The 18899-nt window shown below is 71.6% G+C and carries 14 protein-coding genes and 1 pseudogene; 9 read left to right on the top strand and 6 right to left on the bottom strand.

Annotated features, from left to right (window positions below; genetic code table 11):
• The 7 genes from ABZY57_RS27425 to ABZY57_RS27455 form a co-directional block, all read left to right on the top strand.
• Nucleotides 1-577, top strand: a 577-nt coding sequence (locus ABZY57_RS27425) for an alpha/beta hydrolase (protein WP_356516346.1), incomplete at its 5' end; no start/stop codon positions are given.
• Nucleotides 578-840: 263 nt separating this feature from the next.
• Nucleotides 841-1005, top strand: a complete 165-nt coding sequence (gene fxsA, locus ABZY57_RS27430; RefSeq protein WP_254384685.1) for an FxSxx-COOH cyclophane-containing RiPP peptide — start codon at nucleotides 841-843, stop codon at nucleotides 1003-1005.
• Between the two features lie 29 nt (nucleotides 1006-1034).
• On the top strand, nucleotides 1035-3320 hold the full coding sequence (gene fxsB / locus ABZY57_RS27435) for a radical SAM/SPASM protein FxsB, inactivated metallohydrolase extension form (RefSeq protein ID WP_356516349.1): 2286 nt from the start codon (nucleotides 1035-1037) through the stop codon (nucleotides 3318-3320).
• Between the two features lie 95 nt (nucleotides 3321-3415).
• The gene (locus tag ABZY57_RS27440) at nucleotides 3416-4189 is read left to right on the top strand and encodes an AAC(3) family N-acetyltransferase (protein ID WP_356516361.1); all 774 of its coding nucleotides are present in this window, start codon (nucleotides 3416-3418) and stop codon (nucleotides 4187-4189) included.
• Nucleotides 4190-4232: 43 nt separating this feature from the next.
• The gene (locus ABZY57_RS27445) at nucleotides 4233-5651 is read left to right on the top strand and encodes a TIR-like protein FxsC (RefSeq protein WP_356516363.1); all 1419 of its coding nucleotides are present in this window, start codon (nucleotides 4233-4235) and stop codon (nucleotides 5649-5651) included.
• Between the two features lie 97 nt (nucleotides 5652-5748).
• Nucleotides 5749-9651 carry an FxSxx-COOH system tetratricopeptide repeat protein gene (fxsT, locus tag ABZY57_RS27450; RefSeq protein WP_356516365.1) on the top strand — a complete coding sequence of 1301 codons (3903 nt, stop codon included), beginning with the start codon at nucleotides 5749-5751 and terminating at the stop codon, nucleotides 9649-9651.
• A gap of 102 nt (nucleotides 9652-9753) precedes the next feature.
• Nucleotides 9754-10650, top strand: coding sequence for a DUF4231 domain-containing protein (locus ABZY57_RS27455; RefSeq protein WP_356516351.1), 897 nt, complete (start codon nucleotides 9754-9756; stop codon nucleotides 10648-10650).
• Nucleotides 10651-10684: 34 nt separating this feature from the next.
• On the opposite strand, the gene ABZY57_RS27460 is transcribed toward ABZY57_RS27455, so the two are convergent.
• From ABZY57_RS27460 to ABZY57_RS27480, 5 genes and pseudogenes are all read right to left on the bottom strand, one after another.
• On the bottom strand, nucleotides 10685-11164 hold the full coding sequence (locus tag ABZY57_RS27460; RefSeq protein WP_356516353.1) for a hypothetical protein: 480 nt from the start codon (nucleotides 11162-11164) through the stop codon (nucleotides 10685-10687).
• 119 nt (nucleotides 11165-11283) lie between these two features.
• Complete coding sequence (locus tag ABZY57_RS27465) at nucleotides 11284-12156, bottom strand: S1 family peptidase (protein ID WP_356516367.1); 873 nt, start codon at nucleotides 12154-12156, stop codon at nucleotides 11284-11286.
• A 243-nt stretch (nucleotides 12157-12399) separates the two neighbouring features.
• Nucleotides 12400-12792, bottom strand: a pseudogene (locus tag ABZY57_RS27470) (hypothetical protein); the annotation flags it as partial.
• A 321-nt stretch (nucleotides 12793-13113) separates the two neighbouring features.
• Nucleotides 13114-13998, bottom strand: a complete 885-nt coding sequence (locus tag ABZY57_RS27475; protein WP_356516355.1) for a S1 family peptidase — start codon at nucleotides 13996-13998, stop codon at nucleotides 13114-13116.
• A 385-nt stretch (nucleotides 13999-14383) separates the two neighbouring features.
• A complete protein-coding gene (locus ABZY57_RS27480; protein WP_356516369.1) occupies nucleotides 14384-15529 on the bottom strand; it encodes a DUF5685 family protein in 1146 nt (381 codons plus the stop codon).
• A 284-nt stretch (nucleotides 15530-15813) separates the two neighbouring features.
• Between ABZY57_RS27480 and sepF the strand changes: the two genes are divergently transcribed.
• Nucleotides 15814-16266 carry a cell division protein SepF gene (gene sepF / locus ABZY57_RS27485; RefSeq protein ID WP_243340959.1) on the top strand — a complete coding sequence of 151 codons (453 nt, stop codon included), beginning with the start codon at nucleotides 15814-15816 and terminating at the stop codon, nucleotides 16264-16266.
• A gap of 67 nt (nucleotides 16267-16333) precedes the next feature.
• Here sepF and ABZY57_RS27490 read toward each other — a convergent pair whose 3' ends face one another.
• Complete coding sequence (locus tag ABZY57_RS27490; protein WP_356516357.1) at nucleotides 16334-17503, bottom strand: acyl-CoA dehydrogenase family protein; 1170 nt, start codon at nucleotides 17501-17503, stop codon at nucleotides 16334-16336.
• Nucleotides 17504-17631: 128 nt separating this feature from the next.
• Between ABZY57_RS27490 and ABZY57_RS27495 the strand changes: the two genes are divergently transcribed.
• On the top strand, nucleotides 17632-18624 hold the full coding sequence (locus ABZY57_RS27495) for a YafY family protein (protein ID WP_356516359.1): 993 nt from the start codon (nucleotides 17632-17634) through the stop codon (nucleotides 18622-18624).
• Nucleotides 18625-18899 lie beyond the last annotated feature (275 nt).

An 18899-nucleotide genomic window follows, 5' to 3' on the forward strand; every position in this document is an offset into this window, starting at 1 on the left:
CGCGGGCCACGGCGTCGAGGACGGCGACGGCCGACCGGAAGGCGGGGAACCGCTCGTGGACGTCACGCATCATGCCGGGCCGCTGGCTGCCCTGAACGTCCGGGAGCATTCCACGGCCGGCCGGGACCCCGAGGAGCTCGCCGCCCGGCTGATCCCGCGCGCCGCCGGGATCGCCGAGGACCCCGGCCGGCTCCTGGACGAGCTGCGGCGCGAGCTCACCGACAGCGACCGCATGATCGTCGCGGACGCGGGGCTGCGGGCCATGCTGCTGCGCAATTACCGCGAGGGGGTCCGCACCTCCGCCTACGGCTGGATCGACGACGCCATCGCCTTCAGCAGCCCCTGGGGCTTCGACCCGGCCGACATCCGCTGCCCGGTGCTGATCTGGCACGGCGAGCTCGACGTGTTCTCCCCCGTGGGCCACTCCCGCTGGCTGGCCAGCCGCATCCCGGGCGCCACCACGAACATCGACCCGGCCGCCGCGCACTTCGCGGCGCTGCGCGCCCTGCCCGACGTACTGACATGGCTGCTCAGGGAGGTGCCCGCGCCTCCCGTCAACGAGCAGCAGCCGGCGTAGGAGGGGGCCGGGAGGCTCCGGATCGGGAAATGGATCTTGCCCTCGGGCAAACGGCCGGCGCGGAAGCCCGCCGCATTCGTTCACCCATGCCACGGGCGCGTGATCGTTCGTCACATTCGTTCGACCGAGAGGTCACATTGTGAGAACCCGCGTCCAGGTTTAGCGAGCCGATGGGCACATGGGCAGGTAAAGTCCGCGCCAGGCACTGGCTCTCCTCGCCAATGTCCTTCCCCATTCCCCATGACCTCCCCGAGGACGGCGTCATGAACACCTCCGCAACCCACCCGGCCAGCACCGTCACGGCCACCCGCGTCCCGCTCGACCGGATCGACGTCCGCGGTGCGCGCGCGGCCGCGACCCTGGGCCGCGTCCTCCCGACGGAATCCGGCCGAAAGGTTCAGACGCCCATCTTCAACTCTGCACTCTGACCCGGAAGTCAGCGCTCTAGACTGGTGGAATGACCGGCCTGATCGCTTTTCGCGAGATCGTCCTGAAAGTTCACAGCAGATGCGATCTCGCTTGTGATCATTGCTATGTCTACGAACACGCAGATCAGAGCTGGCGCGCCCGGCCCAAAGTGATCTCCCCCGAGGTGATTTCACAGACCGCGTCGCGGCTCGCCGAACACGCAAGGACACACGCACTCCCCTCCGTCACGGTCATCCTTCACGGAGGGGAACCGCTTCTCGCGGGCCCCGCCCGCCTCCGGCTCGTGTGCGAGGAATTCACCCGCGCCCTCGACGGGGTCTCCGCCCTCGACCTGCGCATGCACACCAACGGCTTGCAGCTCAGCCCCCGTTACCTGGACCTCTTCGCGGAGTTCGGCGTCAGCGTCAGCGTCTCCCTCGACGGGGACCGTGCGGCGAACGACCGCCACCGGCGCTTCGCCGACGGACGCACCAGCCATCCCCTGGTCCTCGCCGCCGTGGACCTCCTGCGCACCGAGCCCTACCGCCACCTCTACCAGGGCCTGCTCTGCACCGTCGACGTGGCCAACGATCCCGTGGCCGTCCTCGACGCCCTGGTCGAACTGGCCCCGCCGCGCGTGGACTTCCTCCTCCCGCACGCCACCTGGCAGACGCCCCCGGTCCGTCCCGACGAGGCCCCCGACACCTACGCGCGCTGGCTGCTGCGGGTCTTCGACCACTGGGAGCACCGCGGACGCCCGGTCCCCGTACGGCTCTTCGACTCGCTGTTCTCGACCCTGGCCGGCGGTCCGAGCCTCACGGAGTCCCTGGGCCTCGCGCCCACTGATCTCGTGGTCGTGGAGACCGATGGAAATCTGGAACAGGTCGACTCCCTGAAAAGTGCCTTCGAGGGAGCCGCGGCCACCGGTTTCAACGTCTTCGACCACGCCTTCGACCTGGTGGCGGCCCATCCCGGGGTCCGCGCCCGGCAACTGGGCCTGGCCGGCGTCAGCGATACGTGCCGCCGCTGCCCCGTCGTACGTTCGTGCGGCGGCGGGCTCTACACGCACCGCTACAGGGCCGATCCCGCCGACCCGTCCGGAACGGGGACCGCCGCGGACTTCGACAACCCCTCCGTCTACTGCACCGACCTGCGCGAGCTCGTCGACGGCGTGGAGGGGCGTACGAGTGCCCGCGCGAGCGCGCCGGAACTCTCCGACCCGGCCGAGCTGGCCGGCTCCCAGGAGCAGCTCACCAGAGACCTGCTCGCCCTCTTGAACGACCGCCGCACGAGTGATTCCGACTGGGAGCGGGCCTGGCGGGTGCTGGGCTCCGTGGAGCGGGCCGGGCAGGCCGGCGCGGACGCGCTGGACGCCGTACTGGCCCACCCCTTCACCCGGACCTGGATCATGGCCTGCCTCGATCCCGCGGCCCAGGGACGCCCCGATGCCCCGCGGGCGGCCCGCCGGCTGACCGCGCTGGCCGCCGCCGCCGTCCTGCGCGGCGGGCTCGACCTGCCCGCCGAGGTCGTCTACCGGGACGGCGAGGTGTACCTGCCGACGCTCGGCCTGCTGCGCCTGGGCGAGCCCGGCACCGAGGGCCGGGCCACGCTGCACGCCGCGGACGGGGGGTACGCCGTCCGCGAGGAGGGCCGCCCCGAGCACCGCTTCGGGCCCGCGTCGGGTGACGCGCGCTGGCAGCCCGTACGCACCTGGTCCCCGGGACCGGACGAGGCCCCCGTGGCGCTGGAGGACCTGGATCCGCACCGCAACTGCTTCGCCCGCCCGCCCCGGCTGCGGCTGGGCGCCGGGGAGGCCGAGGAGTGGCGGGAGCGCCTCGACGCGGCGTGGGCGCTGCTGCACGCCTCGGTGCCCGAGTTCGCGCGGGAGGCCGCCACGGGACTGACCACGCTGACCCCGCTCGCGGGCGGTCCCCGGGCCCGCGGCTGGGGCGAGGCCGGGCGGCACGGTCCGGGCGCGCTCGGAGTGCCGTACGTGGCCGGGGTGGCGGAGACGGCGCTCGCGCTGCTGACCGGGCGGCGGCGGGCCGGGCTCCAGGCGCTGACCGAGGTGGCCGATCTGTACGCCCTGGACGGGGAGTGGCAGCACCCCTCGCCGTGGCGGGAGCGCCCGGTCCCGGTGTCCAGGCTGCTGGCCGACGTCCACGAGCGGGTGGCCGTGGAGGCCTACCGGCGCGCGACCGCCGCCGCGGAGCCGGGCGGGCTGGACCGGATCAACCGGGCGCTGGACCGGCTGTCGGGGGCGGCCGAGCTGACGACCACCGGAAAGCGGCTCGTGGAGCGGCTCCGCTGGGAACTGAAGGCGGTCGACGCATGACCGGCCCGCCGGGCCCCGGGGAAGCCGGCCGACTCCCCCACCCCGGCCCCGAGGACCCCGACGACCCCACCGGACTCGCCGGCTCCGTCGGCCCCATGCATGCGATCGGCGTCCGCCCCGGCATGCGCCTCCTGGTGCACGCCTCGCTCGGCGGAACCGGACTGCGCGCCGAGGAGCTGCGCGACGCCCTCCTCGCCGTCGTCGGCCCGCGCGGCACCCTCGCGGCGCCGGCCTTCACCCCGCAGAACTCCAAGACCTCCACCGCGCACCTGGCACGGATCGCGGGCCTCTCCGAAGGGGCCGTACGGGACTTCCGCGCACGGATGCCCGCCTTCGACCCGGCGCACACCCCGAGCCACGGCATGGGGGTCCTCGCGGAAGCGGTGCGCACCGCCCCGGGAGCGGCGCGCAGCGGGCATCCGCAGACCTCTTTCGCCGCGGTCGGCGAAGGGGCCCGGGAACTGTGTGCGGACCATCCGCTGACCAGCCATTTGGGCGAGGAATCACCCCTGGGAAAGATGTGCGGCAAGGGATGGAGGGTGCTCATGATCAATGTGGGATTTTCCTCCTGCACCGCTTTTCATCTCGCGGAGTATCGAATTCCGAAGCCCCCCTTGCGCATGTACGAGTGTGTGGTGAAGGTGAACCATCCGGGCCTTCCGGGGCGGCAGCCCGGACGGCCCGAGGGGGAAGGGTGGACCGCGTACGAGGACATCGCGCTGGATGACAGCGATTTCGCCGAGATCGGCAAGGCGTTCCCCGAAGACCGGATACGCCGGGGGCGGATCGGCGGAGCATCGACCATGCTCTTCGCCCTTCCGCATGCCGTCGATCACGCGCTTGAATGGATGACCGAAAACAGACGCTGATTGACTGAACGATGAGGGGATGTGGCGGAGCAGCTCCGGAATGATGTTTCTTCGCTCGCATCTTCGGGACGGGGGTCGTGTGCCCGCATCAGTGCAGCCGTACTTTTTTCTCAGTTATGCGCATACACCGAGGTTCGGTGCGGGAGGACCGGACCCGGACATGTGGGTGGAGCGGCTTTTCCGCGATCTCTGCAGCCACGTCATGGCGCTGACGAATCTGCCCGCGGGAGCCGAGGCCGGTTTCATGGACCGGGAGATACGCAGCGGTGAGGGCTGGTCGGAGCGGCTCGGGGCGGCACTCGCCACCTGCCGGGTCTTCGTCCCCCTGTTCTCACCCCGCTACTTCGCCAGCGAAATGTGCGGGAAGGAGTGGTTCGCCTTCGCGCAGCGCACCATCCACCACGTGGCGCTCAGCAACCAGCCGGCCGAAGCCATCGTGCCCGCGTTATGGGTACCGGTACCCCCCTCCCACCTACCGCTTCCCGCCGAGCGGCTGCAGTTCAACCACAACACCTTCGGCGAGCGGTACGTCACCGACGGGCTCTACGGGCTGATCAAACTGCGCGGCTACGCCGAGCAGTACGAGAGCGCCGTGTACGAACTCGCCAAACGGATCGTCCGGGTCGCCGAGACCGTGCGGCTCGATCCGATCCGGCCGCTCGACTACCGGCTGGTGCCCAGCGCCTTCGGCTCTCCGAGCAGCACCGCCCGCACCCTGCACGTCACCGTGGCCGCCTCCTCCCGGCACGATCTGCCGGAGGGCCGCAGCCCCGAGTACTACGGGGACAGCGCGCTGGAGTGGAACCCGTACCACCCGGTCTCCCAGCGGCCCATCGCCTACGTGGCCGAGGACCTGGTCCGCAATCTCAACTACCAGACGACGGTGGGCTCGTTCGACGACGAGGCCGGGCACTTCGACTCCAAACAGCCGCCGACACGGCCCGAGATCCTCATCGTGGACCGGTGGGCGGTCGAGGACGAGCAGCGCCGCCAGCGCCTGGCGGCCTTCGACCAGGAGTCCCGGCCGTGGATCAACGTGGTCGTGCCGTGGAACCGGTACGACCACCAGAGCCGGGCCAAGGAGGGCGAGTTGGCCCACCGGCTCGAGGAGACCATGCCCGTCAAGATGAGCCAGGGCCGGGCCGCCTGCCGGGCCGCGGCCAACGGCGTGGCCAACATGGAGACGCTCGGGCAGATCCTGCCGCAGGTGGTGGAGGCCGCCGCCCAGCAGTTCCTCAGACACGCCCAGGTCTATCCGCCGGCCGGCAGCCCCGTGGCCGGCACCGAACGGCCCCGGCTGCTCGGGCCGATGGGGATGAACGGGCCGCCGGCCCCGCCGCCCGCCCCCTTCCCGCCCACCGTGGGCGATACGGGCGACGGGCCCGGCCGGCACGACGGGCACGACGGGCACGACGTCAACAACGACAACGACCGGGGGGACGCGGATGACATCGAGTCGTGACAGCCAGAGCCGTGACAGCCAGCACAGCAGCCGTGACGAGCACCGCGAGGGACGCATCGTCACCTTCTACTCCTACAAGGGCGGCACGGGCCGCACGATGGCGCTGGCCAACACCGCCTGGATCCTCGCGGCCAACGGCAAGCGGGTCCTCGCCGTGGACTGGGACCTGGAGGCTCCCGGCCTGCACCGCTTCTTCCACCCGTTCCTGGACCCCTCCACCCTCGGTGCCACGACCGGTGTCATCGACCTGATCAGCGAGTACGCGTGGGCGGCGACCAGCCCGGTCCAGCGCGCCGACGACTGGCACAAGGACTACGCGCGGATCCAGCCGCACGCCGTCTCGCTGACTCCCGAGACCCTCGGCTGGGAGTTCCCCGACGGCGGGACCCTCGACTTCGTCTCGGCGGGCCGCCAGAACCGCGAGTACTCGGCGACCGTCTCGACCTTCGACTGGGACAACTTCTACGACCGGCTCGGCGGCGGTCTCTTCTTCGACGCCTTACGGGCGGACATGAAGCGGAACTACGACTACGTCCTGATCGACAGCCGCACCGGCCTCTCCGACATAGCCGACATCTGCACGGTCCACCTGCCCGACGTCCTGGTCGACTGCTTCACCCTGTCCGACCAGTCCATCGACGGCGCGGCCTCCGTGGCCCGGCAGATCGACGAGCGGTTCAACGACCGCGGCATCAAGATCTACCCGGTCCCCATGCGCATCGACGAGGGCGAGAAGGAGAAGGCCGACGCCGGCCGCGCCCTGGCCCGGATCAAGTTCGACCGCTTCCCCAACGGCCTGATCGGGGACGACCTCACCTCCTACTGGGGCGCGGTGGAGATCCCCTACCGCCCGTACTACGCCTACGAGGAGACCCTGGCCACCTTCGGGGACGAGGCCGGGCTCACCAACTCCCTGCTCTCCGCGTTCGAACGGCTCACCACCGTCGTCACCGAGGGCGACGTCACCTCGATGCCGGCCATCGGCGAGGAGGTGCGCCTGCGCATCCGGGACGCCTTCACCCGGCGCCGCCCCGCCCTGCCCGCGGACCTCTTCCTCTCCTACGTCGCCGAGAACCGCATGTGGGCCGACTGGATCGAATCGGTGCTCACCCGGGCCGGCTTCCGGGTCGTCCCCCGGGACGTCTCCGCCGAGCGGACCCCGGCCTCCACCGGCGGGGACACCCTGGGCGGTACGGGGATCAGCGTCGACACCGCCGCGCGGACGGTGGTGCTGCTCTCCAGCGCCTACCTCAAGTCCGCCCGCGCGGTGGACGTGTGGGAGCGGGCCGCCGCCGAGGACCCGACCGGGGGTCGGCGCCAGCTGGTGCCGCTGCGGGTGGGCGACGTACGCCTGTCCACCCCGTACATCGACCGCAATCCGGTGGACCTGTTCCGCCTCGACGAGGTGCACGCCACGACCGCGCTGCTGCGCGCGGTGGAACGGCCGATGGCGCTGCCCGACACCGTGGCCAGTGCCTCCACGCCCGGACCCCGCTTCCCGGGGACGGTCCCGAAGATCTGGAACGCGCCGCCCCGCAACCCCGGTTTCACCGGCCGTTCCATCGTGCTGGAGCGGATGCGCGACCAGCTCGGCGGCGGCATATCCGTGGTGCTGCCGCAGCCGCAGACGCTGTTCGGGCTCGGCGGCGTCGGCAAGACGCAGGTGGCGCTGGAGTACGTCCACCGCTTCATGGCCGACTACGACCTGGTCTGGTGGATCTCCGCCGAGCAGACCGACGACGTGGTCGCGGCCCTCGCGGAACTGGCCGTACGCCTCGGCGCGCAGACCGGCGAGGACATGTCGGCCGCCTCCCAGGAGGCGATCGACCTGCTGCGGCGCGGGGTGCCCTCCTCGCGCTGGCTGCTGGTCTTCGACAACGCCGACGATCCCGAGACGCTCAAGCGGTACTTCCCGCCGGGCGGCCCGGGGCACGTGCTGGTCACCTCCCGCAACCAGTCCTGGTCCCAGTACGGCGACGCCCTCCCGGTGGACGTGTTCCTGCGCGAGGAGTCCATCGAGCACCTCCAGCGCCGGGCCCCCGGGCTGAACAAGGAGGACGCCGAACAGGTGGCCGTCGCGGTCGGCGACCTGCCGCTGGCCGTCGAGCAGGCGGGCGCCTGGATCGCGGAGACCGCGACCCCGGTGTCCGCGTACATCGAGCAGCTGGCCCAGCAGGCCGCGCGCGTGCTGGCGCTGAACCAGCCTCCCGGCTACCCGGAGCCGGTGGCCGCCACCTGGAACGTCTCCATAGAACGGCTCCAGTCCCGCTCCCCCGCGGCCGTGCGGCTGCTCCAACTGTGCGCCTTCTTCGCACCCGAGCCGATCTCGGCGAACCTCCTCTACAGCAAGGAGATGATCGACGCCCTCAAGCCGTATGACTCCTCCCTCCAGGAGAAGCTCGTCCTGGGCCGCGTGATCCGGGAGATCGGCCGGTTCGCGCTGGCCAAGGTCGACCAGGTCAGCAACAGCATCCAGGTCCACCGCCTGGTGCAGGCCGTGATCCGGGCGCAGCTCTCCGAGGAGGAGCAGCGGGAGGCCCGGCACGCGGTGCACCGGATCCTGGCGGGTGCCCGGCCGGACGACGACGAGCCGATAGACAACCCGGAGACCTGGCCGCGGTTCAACACCATCTGGCCGCACCTGACCCCGTCGGAGGCCCGGTTCTGCAAGGAGCCGGAGACCCGCCGGCTGCTGATCGACCGCGTCCGCTACCTCTGGAAGCGCGGCGATTTCAAGGCCGCGTACGCGCTGGGCGAGGAGCTGCGCGAGACCTGGCGCGAGACCCTGGGCGGCGACGACCTCCAGTACCTCTACCTGCGCTTCCACCTCTCCAACATCCTGCGCTCGCAGGGGCGGTTCGTGGAGGCGATGGAGCTGGACGAGGGCACGCTGGAGCGCCAGCAGGCGGCGCTGGGCGTCTCCCACCCGCACACGTACATGACCACCAGCGGTCTGGCGATGGACCTGGGCGCACTCGGCCGCTACGGCGAGGCGATGGAGCTGGCCAACGCCGCGCACGAGGGCTTCGGGCAGATCTTCCACGAGGCCCACCCGCGCACCCTGGCGGCCGCGAACAACCTGGCGCTGAACCTGCGCATGATCGGGCAGTACGCGCGGGCCAGGGAGATCGACCAGGAGGTCTTCGACCGGCGCACCGAGGTGCTGGGCACGGACCACCCGTACACCCTGTCCTCGGCGCAGAACCTGGCGCGCGACCTGCGCGAGGTAGGCCGGTACGACGACTCGGTGCAGCTGCTGAGCCGGACGTACGAGATCTACAAGCGGACCCTGGGCCGGGCCTTCCCCGGCACCCTGTCGGCGGCCAAGAACCTGGCGGTCTCGCTGCGCAGGGCGGGCGACGTGGAGGACGCGCTGCGGCTGACGACCGCGACGCGCAACCGGTACCGGGCCAAGTACACCTCCGTCAACCCCGACCTCCTCGCCTGCGAACTCAACCTGGCCGCGGACCTGTTCGCGACGGGTGACCCGGGCGGGGCGCGGGACCTGGCCCAGGAGGTGGTGGACGAGTACGTCAAGGTGCCGGGCGAGCGGCACCCGTACACCCTGGCCGCGGTCAACAACCTCGCGGTGTTCCACTGGGGCACGGGGGCGGCGGAGACCGCCGGGGCGATGCTGCGCCAGACCATCCACCACATGCGCGAGGTACTGGGCGACAACCACCCGCACACCATCTTCGCCCACCTCAACCTGGCCAACGCGCTGGCCGACCTGGGCGATCCGGAGGGCGCTCTGGAGCTGGAGCGTCTCGCGGTGATGCGGCTGCGCGAGGCGCTGGGCGTGCACCACCCGGAGACCCTGGCGAGCTCCTCCAACATGGCGGTCAGCCTGGACATGATGGGCCGTAAGGAGGAGGCGAACCGGGTGCGGGCCGAGGCGGTGGCCGAGCTGACCCGGCTCCTCGGCGAGGACCACGGGCTGACGCGGTACGCCCGCGACGAGCGCCGGGTCCACCGGGACCTGGAGCCGCTGGCGGTGTGATCCGCGGGGGCGGCTCCCGCCGGGAGCCGCCTCCGCACCTCCCCTCCCGATGGCCACAGAACGCAGAACCAGCAGACTGGGGGGTTCGCTGTGAGTGACAGCATGACCTTTCGCAACGAGGACCTGCCGGCCCTCTTCCACCACACCGACCAGGCGGCGATCTCCCGGCAGCGGGAGTCCACCCAGGCCACCCGCGCCCAGCTGATGCTGCTCGTCGTGGCCGCCGCGATCGCCGCGCTGCCCGCGGGACCGAAGCTCGGCTCCGCGTACCTGTCCGGGCTCCTCAGCGTGCTCGCCTACGCCGGCGTGCTGGGGGTGGGCGTACGGGCCACCCGGCGCCGGGCCCGCCCGCAGTGGCAGCTCAACCGCAGCGCCGCGGAGTTCATCAAGTCGCTGGCCTGGCGGTACGCCGTGCACGGCGCTCCCTTCGGCAGCGAGGTCCCGGGCGTCGAGGAGACGTACCGGACCCGGCTGGAGGCGGGGCTGAACGAGCTGCGGAAGATGGGCTGGGAGGATCCGCGGACCTCCGGGCTGGTGCCGGAGAAGGGGGAGATCACCGGGGCGATGTTCCGGCTGCGGGGGCTCGACTACCAGGTCCGCAGGGAGACGTACGTCCGTGACCGGCTGATCGAGCAGCGCAACTGGTACCAGCGCAAGACGGAGGTGTCCCGGCGGGCGACGGCCCTGTGGTCGTGGTCGATCGTGCTGCTGACCTTGCTGGCGCTGCTGTTCGCGCTCTTCGGGGCGTTCGGCTCGGGTCCGGGGCCGGCGCTGACCGGGCTGCTGAGCGCGGCGGCGACGGCCGGCATCGCCTGGAACGAGGTGCGGCGACACCACCCGCTGATCGAGGCGCACACCCTGATCGAGCAGGACCTCTCCGCGATGATGGTCGTGATGCAGACGACGATCACCGAGACGCAGTGGGCGACCGCGGTCTACGAGACCGAGCGGTACGTTTCCCCGCAGCACACGGACTGGCTGGCCCGGCACAGCAGTTGACGGCCGGTGGCGGTTCGACGCGCCGGGCGTGGCCTCAGTCCCGGGCCACGCCCTCCCGCCAGATCACGGTGACGGGCTTCCCGAGCGCGCGGGCGTAGGCGACGATCTCGGCGGTGCCGCCGTGCCCGCGGGCGGGCAGGCCGTCCCAGACGGCGACGAGCCGGTCGCAGGAATCGGCGATGTAGGTGCCGGCCGCGTAGTAGGCCTCGTCGGTGGAGCGGGCGAAGTCCAGCCGGACCTCCTGGGCGGCCCGGTGCTTGAGCCCCAGGTACCGGTCCAGCGACCCGGTGTCCTCGAACGCTTCCTCGTAGTCCCCGCTGGGGATGACCACGGTGAGGTCGGCGCCGTACTCCAGCGCGATGGCGGCGAACAGCTGGTCCGCCCCCTCGGCGAGGCTGGAGAGGGCCTCCAACGGCCCCTCGTGGCCCCCCAGTACGGCCCGCAGGCCGTCTTCCACGTGGTCGAGCAGCTCGTCCGGGATCGACCGGTGTCCGGTCACGCCGATTCGCTTCATGCGGAAACCCGCTCCCCCCGTGGACACACGAACGCCCTGGACATCCTCCCAGAAGGCGGAAGGACGTCCAGGGGTGCGGCGGGGGCGCACGGGTCCGTGCCGCGGCCCGGGAGCAAGGCCTAGTACACGCTCACGCCGTACGCGTTGAGCGCCTCGACGACGGGCTGGAAGTACGTGGTGCCGCCCGAGGAGCAGTTGCCGCTGCCGCCGGAGGTGAGGCCGACCGCGCGGGTGCCCGAGTAGAGCGGGCCGCCGCTGTCGCCGGGCTCGGCGCAGACGTTGGTCTTGATCATCCCGTAGACGATGTCGCCGCCGCCGTAGTTCACGGTGGCGTTGAGCCCGGTCACCGTGCCGCTGTGGGTGCCGGTGGTGGAGCCGCGCCGGGTGACGGACATGCCGTTGGTGGCGTTGACGGCGCTGGTGATGTCCTGGCTGCCGACGGCGCCGGGGTGGGCGAGGGAGGTGTTGTCGTAGCGGATGAGGCCGTAGTCGTTGGTCGGGAAGCTGGATCCCACCGTCGGGCCGATGGTGGTGGTGCGGGCGGAGTTGGTCCACCAGGTGCCCGCGCCGTCGGTGCAGTGGCCGGCGGTGAGGACGTAGTAGGTGCTGCCGCTGCGGACGTTGAAGCCGACCGAACAGCGCCAGCTGGTGGCGTATTTGGCGTCGCCGCCGCTGAGCAGCTTCGTCAGTTTGCCTGGGGTGCGCTCGATGCGCAGGGCGGCCGCGTTCGCTCCGGCCTCGCTGCGGATCCTGGCGATGGCGGCCGCCGAGACGGTGGAGTCGGCGGTGACCACGAGGGTGCCGGTGGCGGGGTCGGTGTGCCAGGCGGTGCCGGCCACGTCGGCGCGCAGGACCGAGGCGCCGGCGGAGGCGAGCCGGTCGGCGCTGAAGCCGCCGTCGGCGTGCGCGGCCGTGGGGGCCGCGAGGGCGGCCACGGCGGCCATGCCGGTGGCCACGGCGAAGAGCCTGGAACGGATGACGCGCTTGATCATCACTTGTCGTCCTCCCGAGTGGGGGTCGGAGGCCCGGCGGGGTGGGGTGGTGCCGGAGCCCGTGGAGGGCGGCCGGGGGTACGGCGGACGGGATGCTGTTCGTCGTGCCCCTGACAAGCCCCGAGAGACGCTGACGGGAGTCTCCTGGTGTCGGATACCGCTAGCAAGGGCGCCTTTCAGCCGCCGCTCGCCCGCCGCGATCGCGAAGGGCAGGGTGTTGCCGGGCGGAGGGAAGGGGCACACGAAGCGGTCCGCGAAGCCGCAGGACGGGAGCCGGAACCGGTTGAGGTCCACGTCGATCGAACCGTCGGCCGCCGGGATTCCGGGCCCGGGGAAGCGGAACCGACAGCTGGAACGGCCGCGTACGCCGGGTCGTACGGGGTGGCCCCGATCCCGGCGAAGGGCCCGCGGCCCGGTGCGGGCGGGGCGAAGGTGCGTACCACCCGTTCCCGTTCGCGCCGGATCGGCACGGGGCGCACCTCGCCGGCGCGGAGCCGAGCCGGAACGGCCGGAATTCGACCTTCCGGGTAGTGGGCGAGATCGGGGAGCCCCGCGGACGGAGTCCGGGCGAGGGCGCCGGCCGGCGCGAACGGCCCGTAGGGGGCGGGCACGAGGGCCGTCCGGTGCTCGTGGCACCGCTTCCCGGCCGTTGCCGGATCCTCCGGGTCGGCAGTTTCGTCGGGTTCGTCGGTTTCGCCGGTGTCGGCTGCGTCAGCGCTCATGCCGCTCAACCCTTCCACACCGGCCCGGCCGGAAACCGGACGGTACTCCGTCCGGGCCTGTGCGCGTCCGGTCCCGCACCCGTCCGGAAACACGGATGCCCCGGACACCCTCCCCGCAGGGGGGAGGACGTCCGGGGCGGTGCTGCCGTGCTCACGCGTCGAGTGGACCTCGGACCTGACGGACCTCGGGCCGGTGGACCTGGTGCCCGGACCCTGGGGCCCGGGCACCTAGGGCCTAGTAGACGCTGACGTTCCAGCGGGAGAGGGGCTCCTTCACGGGCTGGAAGTAGGTGGTTCCACCCGTGGTGCAGTTGCCGCTGCCGCCGGAGGTGAGGCCGACCGCGTGCGTGCCCGAGTAGAGCGGGCCGCCGCTGTCGCCGGGCTCGGCGCAGACGTTGGTCCGGATGAGGCCGTAGACGATCTCACCGTTGCCGTAGTTCACGGTGTAGTTGAGACCGGTCACCCTGCCACCGTGGATACCGGTGGTGTTGCCGCGCCGCTTCACCGCCAGGTCGAGGCGGGCGCTGATGGCGTCCTTGATGTCCTGGCTGCCGACCATGCCCTTGTGCGACAGGGACTTGTTGTCGTAGCGGACGATCCCGTAGTCGTTCGTCGGGAAGCTGCTGCCCGCGGTCGCGCCGATCTTGGTGGTGCGCGAGGAGTTGGCGTACCAGGTGCCCGCACCCTCGGTGCAGTGGCCCGCGGTCAGCAGGTAGTACACGGTGCCCCGGCGCACGTTGAAGCCGGCGGAGCAGCGCCACTGCGAGGTCCAGATGCCGCTGCCGCCCGTGAGCAGCTTCGACAGCTTGCCGTGGGTCCGCTCGATGCGCACCGCCGAGGCGTTCGCCCCGGCCTCCTTCTTGATCTTCTGTATGTTCGCGTCCGAGACGGTGGAGTCCGCGGTGACCACGAGGGTCCCCGTAGCGGGGTCGGTACCCCACGCGGTGCCGGCGACGTCGGCCCGCAGCAGCGAGGCCTCCACCGCGGCGAGGCGCTCGGCGTTGACGCTGCCGCCGCTCGGGGCCTCGGACGCCGACGCGGGACCCGCGAGGGTGGCCACGGCGGTCAGGCCGACGGCCGCGGCGAAGAGCCGGGAACGGAAGATGCGCTTAATCGTCACTTATTGTCCTCCCGAAGGGAATCGAAGCCCGGGGCAGGTGCGGTGCCCGAGCTTGTGCGGGCAGCAGGAACCACGGCCGGTAGATCACCGTTCGCCGTGCCCCTGACAAACCCCGTAAATGCTATCGAAGGTTTTCGGGCCCACAGCACGCGGGGCAAGGGCGACTTTGCGCCACTGTCCGCTCCTGGTCGACCGCCTCGGCCGACACACTCCCTTGCCGCAGCCCAGATCACCCTGCCACCCCCCGCACAGCGAATCCCGGAACGGCTGGAAATCGCCCTGCCGGATCGTCGGTGCGAGGGGTCGAACCAAGCCCGCACCAAGCCCGCACCAACCCGGAACCAATCCGAGGCCGGGCCCGAGCCGAAGCGGAGCCCGGACGTCCTCAGCAGCCGTCACAGGGACAGCAGCAGCAGTCGCCGCATCCGCAGTCACAGTTGCAGTTCGGACCGCAGTCGCAGTTGTTGCACCACGCTTCCTTCTTCTCGCGGGACCACGGCCCCTCGTGGTCCGTGCAGCACAGCTGGCAGGTGCAGAACAGCCCGAGGGCCACCGCGCAGCCCGGCAGCAGGTCCCGGCGCGGCTTGCGCGGGGGCGCCGGCGGCGGGCCGAAGTCCACCGGGGGCGGCCCGAAGGAGCCCTCCGGGGCCCGGTCGGGCGCCGTGTGGGCGCAGCCCGCGGTCCCGAAGGCCCGGTCCACCGACGTGCGCAGCTCGTGCACGAGCAGCCGGTGGGCGAGCCCCGAGTCGGCGAAATCCACCTCCCGCAGCGCCAGCCGGATGCCCCGCAGGGCGTCGTCGCACAGCCTGCGGGCCTCGGCACGGGGGGTCCCGGTGGCGGTCAGCGGGTTCCAGGCACCCGCCGCCGCGTCAGCCGCCTGGTCCTCGACGGCGTCCAGCAGGTGCGCGAGCCGCCCGAAATAGCGTCCCGCCTCGGCGAGCGCGGGGGCGTTGCCTGGCCGCCCGGCGAGGGTCGCGGTATGGGCGAAGGCGGCGGCCGTGGCGGTCTCGGTCGGCTCGGTCACCACGAGCACCGGCGTGCCGGCTCCGGCCAGGGTCTCGATGCCGGCCTGCCGGTCCACGGCGTCGACGAGCACGGCCGTGTCGAAGCCGAGCGAGGCCCCGGTGCGGGCACCCGCCCGGTCCCAGCCCCGGGCCACCCGGCGCGCCGCGAGGGCGATCGGGGCCCGCGCCAACAGGCCGTCCCGGTCGGCCACGTGGTCGCGCACCTTCGCGGAGGCCAGGACGAGCGAGACCGCGGCGGCGAGCCGCGCGCCCTCGCCGTTGGCCACGGCGGCGGTGCGCATCCCGCGCAGTGGACAGGGGCCGGCGGTGCGCCGGGAGCCCGGGGCGGGTCCGGACTGAGCCTCCGTCAGAACGGAGACGAGCAGCCCGTCGTAGTTGGTCACGATCCTCGCGAACTGGCCGTGGTCCCCCCGAAGTGCCAGGCACAGCCCGCAGAGATGGGCCATCCACTCCGTCTTGAACCGCTCCCCGAGTCGGTGCGTGCAGGGTCTGACGATGCCGAACAAAACGATTCCCCCGTGTGTCATACGCGTACTCGACGGGCATCGTAGCGAGACCGCCCGTCACCCGTACGTCCCCATCGCTCACCCGTACGGCCGCACCGGTCGTATTTTCACTCAGTCAGCAGCGGTACCCGCCGGGATCCTTGACCGTGCAACGGATGTTCTGCACCAGTACCGTCACGAAACCCCTGCGCGGCGACTATCCACTTGGCGCGTTGTCAGCATCATGGACGACGATAGGGACGCGGAAGAGAAGACAGAACTGACCGCGATGAAAGGAGGCGTCCATGGGTTCGGTGCGCAAGGCGAGTGCCTGGCTGGGTCTCGTAGAGGACAGCGACGACGAGCGTTACTACGACGACGACTACGCGGAGGCCCCGCAGGGGGGTTCGGTGGTCGGCCCCGGCGAGCAGTGGGTCACGGACCCGCGCGTCAAGGTGGCGTCGGAGTCCGCCGTCGATCAGGGCCGTCGCATCGCGACGGTCACGCCGGACGGTTTCCGTGACGCCCGCGGCATCGGCGAGCTGTTCCGCGACGGTGTCCCGGTCATCGTGAACCTCTCCTCGATGGACCCGGGCGACGCGAAGCGCGTGGTCGACTTCGCGGCCGGTCTGACCTTCGGTCTGCGCGGTTCGATCGAGCGGGTGGCGACCAGGGTCTTCCTGCTGACCCCGGCCGACACCCAGATCGTGAGCGGCGAGCCCGGCGGCCGCTCGCGCGACTTCTTCAACCAGAGCTGAGCAAGGCCCTCACCGGCCGCCTCCGGCTCCTTCCGGCCCTCCCGGCATCCTGTTGGCCCTACCCGGCCTAGCGGAAGGCGTCGAGCCCGGTGAGCGCCTTGCCCAGCACGAGCTGGTGCATCTCGACGGTGCCCTCGTAGGTGAGGACCGATTCGAGGTTGGTGGCGTGCCGCATGACGGGGTATTCGAGGGAGATCCCGTTGGCACCGAGGATCGTCCGCGCGGTGCGACAGATCTCGATGGCCTCGCGGACGTTGTTGAGCTTGCCGAAGCTGATCTGCTCCGGCCGCAGGGTCCCCGCGTCCATCCGGCGGCCCAGGTGGTGGGCGAGCAGGATCCCCTTGTGGAGTTCCACCGCCATGTCCGCGAGCTTGGCCTGTGTGAGCTGGAAGCCGCCGATGGGCCTGCCGAACTGCTCGCGCGTCTTCGCGTAGTCCAGCGCCGACTCGAAGCTGGCGCGCGCCGCGCCCATGGACCCCCAGACGATCCCGTACCGCGCGTGACTGAGGCAGCCGAGCGGCCCCTTGAGGCCGGTGACGCCCGGAAGCACCGCGTCGGCGGGCAGCCGTACGTCGTCCAGGACCAGCTCACTGGTCACCGAGGCGCGCAGGGACCACTTGTGCTTGATCTCCGGGGCCGAGAAGCCGGCGCTGTCCGTGGGGACGGCGAACCCGCGGATCCCCTCCTCCGTCTGCGCCCAGACGACGGCCACGGCGGCCACCGAGCCGTTGGTGATCCACATCTTGCGGCCGTTCAGCACCCAGTCCGAGCCGTCCCGCTTGGCATGGGTGCGCATCGCGGCGGGGTCCGACCCGACGTCCGGCTCGGTCAGCCCGAAGCAGCCGATGAGCTCCCCGGCGGCCATGCCGGGCAGCCACCGCTGCTTCTGCTCCTCGGAGCCGTACTTCCAGATCGCGTACATCGCGAGGGACCCCTGTACGGAGACCAGCGAGCGGATACCGGAGTCGGCGGCCTCCAGCTCCAGGCAGGCGAGCCCGTACTGAACGGCGCTGGCGCCCGCGCAGCCGTATCCCTGCAGCGACATGCCGAGCGCGCCGAGTGCGCCGAGCTCCTTGGCGATCTCCCGGATCCCGGGCAGCTCACCGCTCTCGTACCACTCGGCGATGTGCGGCAGGACCCGGTCGGCGGCCCAGCCGCGGACGGTGTCCCGGATCGCGAGGTCCTCGGGCGTGAGGAGTTCGTCGAGCCCGAGCGGGTCGGTGGGAACGAAGGACACTGCGCCTCCTGGCAGGCCGGGATCACAAAACCTAGCGCCGCAAGTTTGTCGCCCCGCCGGTCCGCGGTCCACCCGCTTCCGGTGTGACCCCGGTCCTGTGTCCCCGCTCCTGCGGGCAGACTGCGGCCATGCTTGATACCTCCGCGCGACTGCTGCGCCTGTTGTCCCTGTTGCAGGCCCACCGGGAATGGACCGGGGCCGACCTGGCCGGCCGGCTCGGCGTGACGCCGCGGACCGTGCGCCGGGACGTGGACCGGCTGCGGGAGCTCGGTTATCCCGTGCACGCCAGTCCGGGCACCGGCGGCGGGTACCAGTTGGGGGCCGGGGCCGAGCTGCCGCCGCTGCTGCTCGACGACGACGAGGCAGTCGCCGTGGCCGTGGGGCTGCGGACCGCAGCCGGGAACGGCGTGGAGGGCATCGGCGAGGCCTCCGTACGGGCGTTGGCGAAGCTGGAGCAGGTGCTGCCGTCGCGGCTGCGGGCCCGGGTGTCCGCGCTGAACCGCTTCACCGTCCCCATGCTCCGCGGGGCGGGAGCGTCCACGGTCGACTCCTCCGTGCTCACCGAGCTGGCCGGCGTCTGCCGCGACGCCGAGCGGCTGCGCTTCGGATACCGGGACCACGGGGGCACCGTCACCCGCAGGACCGTCGAACCGCACCGGCTGGTGTGCAGCGAGCGCCGCTGGTACCTCGTCGCCTGGGACCTGGACCGGGAGGACTGGCGCACCTTCCGGGTGGACCGGATCGAGCCCAGACCCCCGCACGGGCCGCGCTTCACCCCGCGCCCGCCGCCCGCCGAGGACCTCGCCGGGTACGTCTCCCGGGGCATCTCCCAGCGGGTGTACGCGGCCCGCGCGGTCGTCCGCCTGCGGGTGCCCGAGCAGGAGGCGGCGCGGATCATCGGACCGGCCGACGGGACCCTGGAGCCGCTCGACGAGCAGAGCTGCATCCTGCGCACCGGGGCGGTCAACCTCGATGTACTCGTCATTCACATCATGCTGATCGGGTGTGAGTTCGAGGTCGTCGAACCGGCCGAACTGACGGACCGGATCCGGGCCGCGCGAGATCGGCTCGGCAGGTCTCTGGAACCGCTCGAAGCGGCCGGAGAAGTGAAGGAGTTGTAAGGAAGCGGAGGGGGCGGGGGTGCACTACGACCACAATTCCGGGGAGTTCCGGAGGAATTCGAAACAGAATTCACCCCGGGCGTGTCGCGGGACGGGAAATAAAAGGTCCAGACAAACTCCGCGGTGGGGGACTGTCGACAATTCGTGACACAAGCGTGACCCGGTATGGAGGAACGTCCGGGCGCACCGCTGACGTTCCGGGCCTTTCGCGGCCGCCCCCGCCCCGAACGCGCCATGGCGGGCCCCGGTCGTCGTGGGAGGACAGGACGAGCTGG

The sequence above is a fragment of the Streptomyces sp. NPDC006450 genome (genome assembly GCF_040612195.1).
Lineage (GTDB): Bacteria > Actinomycetota > Actinomycetes > Streptomycetales > Streptomycetaceae > Streptomyces.

Excerpts from the sequence above, each read along its gene's own strand:
- ABZY57_RS27460 (WP_356516353.1), bottom strand. The coding sequence starts at position 11,164 with ATGAAGCGAATCGGCGTGACCGGACACCGGTCGATCCCGGACGAGCTG.
- ABZY57_RS27440 (WP_356516361.1), top strand. The coding sequence starts at position 3,416 with ATGCATGCGATCGGCGTCCGCCCCGGCATGCGCCTCCTGGTGCACGCC.
- sepF (WP_243340959.1), top strand. The coding sequence starts at position 15,814 with ATGGGTTCGGTGCGCAAGGCGAGTGCCTGGCTGGGTCTCGTAGAGGAC.
- ABZY57_RS27445 (WP_356516363.1), top strand. The coding sequence starts at position 4,233 with ATGTTTCTTCGCTCGCATCTTCGGGACGGGGGTCGTGTGCCCGCATCA.
- fxsA (WP_254384685.1), top strand. The coding sequence starts at position 841 with ATGAACACCTCCGCAACCCACCCGGCCAGCACCGTCACGGCCACCCGC.
- ABZY57_RS27455 (WP_356516351.1), top strand. The coding sequence starts at position 9,754 with ATGACCTTTCGCAACGAGGACCTGCCGGCCCTCTTCCACCACACCGAC.
- ABZY57_RS27495 (WP_356516359.1), top strand. The coding sequence starts at position 17,632 with ATGCTTGATACCTCCGCGCGACTGCTGCGCCTGTTGTCCCTGTTGCAG.
- fxsT (WP_356516365.1), top strand. The coding sequence starts at position 5,749 with ATGGCGCTGGCCAACACCGCCTGGATCCTCGCGGCCAACGGCAAGCGG.
- fxsB (WP_356516349.1), top strand. The coding sequence starts at position 1,035 with ATGACCGGCCTGATCGCTTTTCGCGAGATCGTCCTGAAAGTTCACAGC.
- ABZY57_RS27465 (WP_356516367.1), bottom strand. The coding sequence starts at position 12,156 with ATGATCAAGCGCGTCATCCGTTCCAGGCTCTTCGCCGTGGCCACCGGC.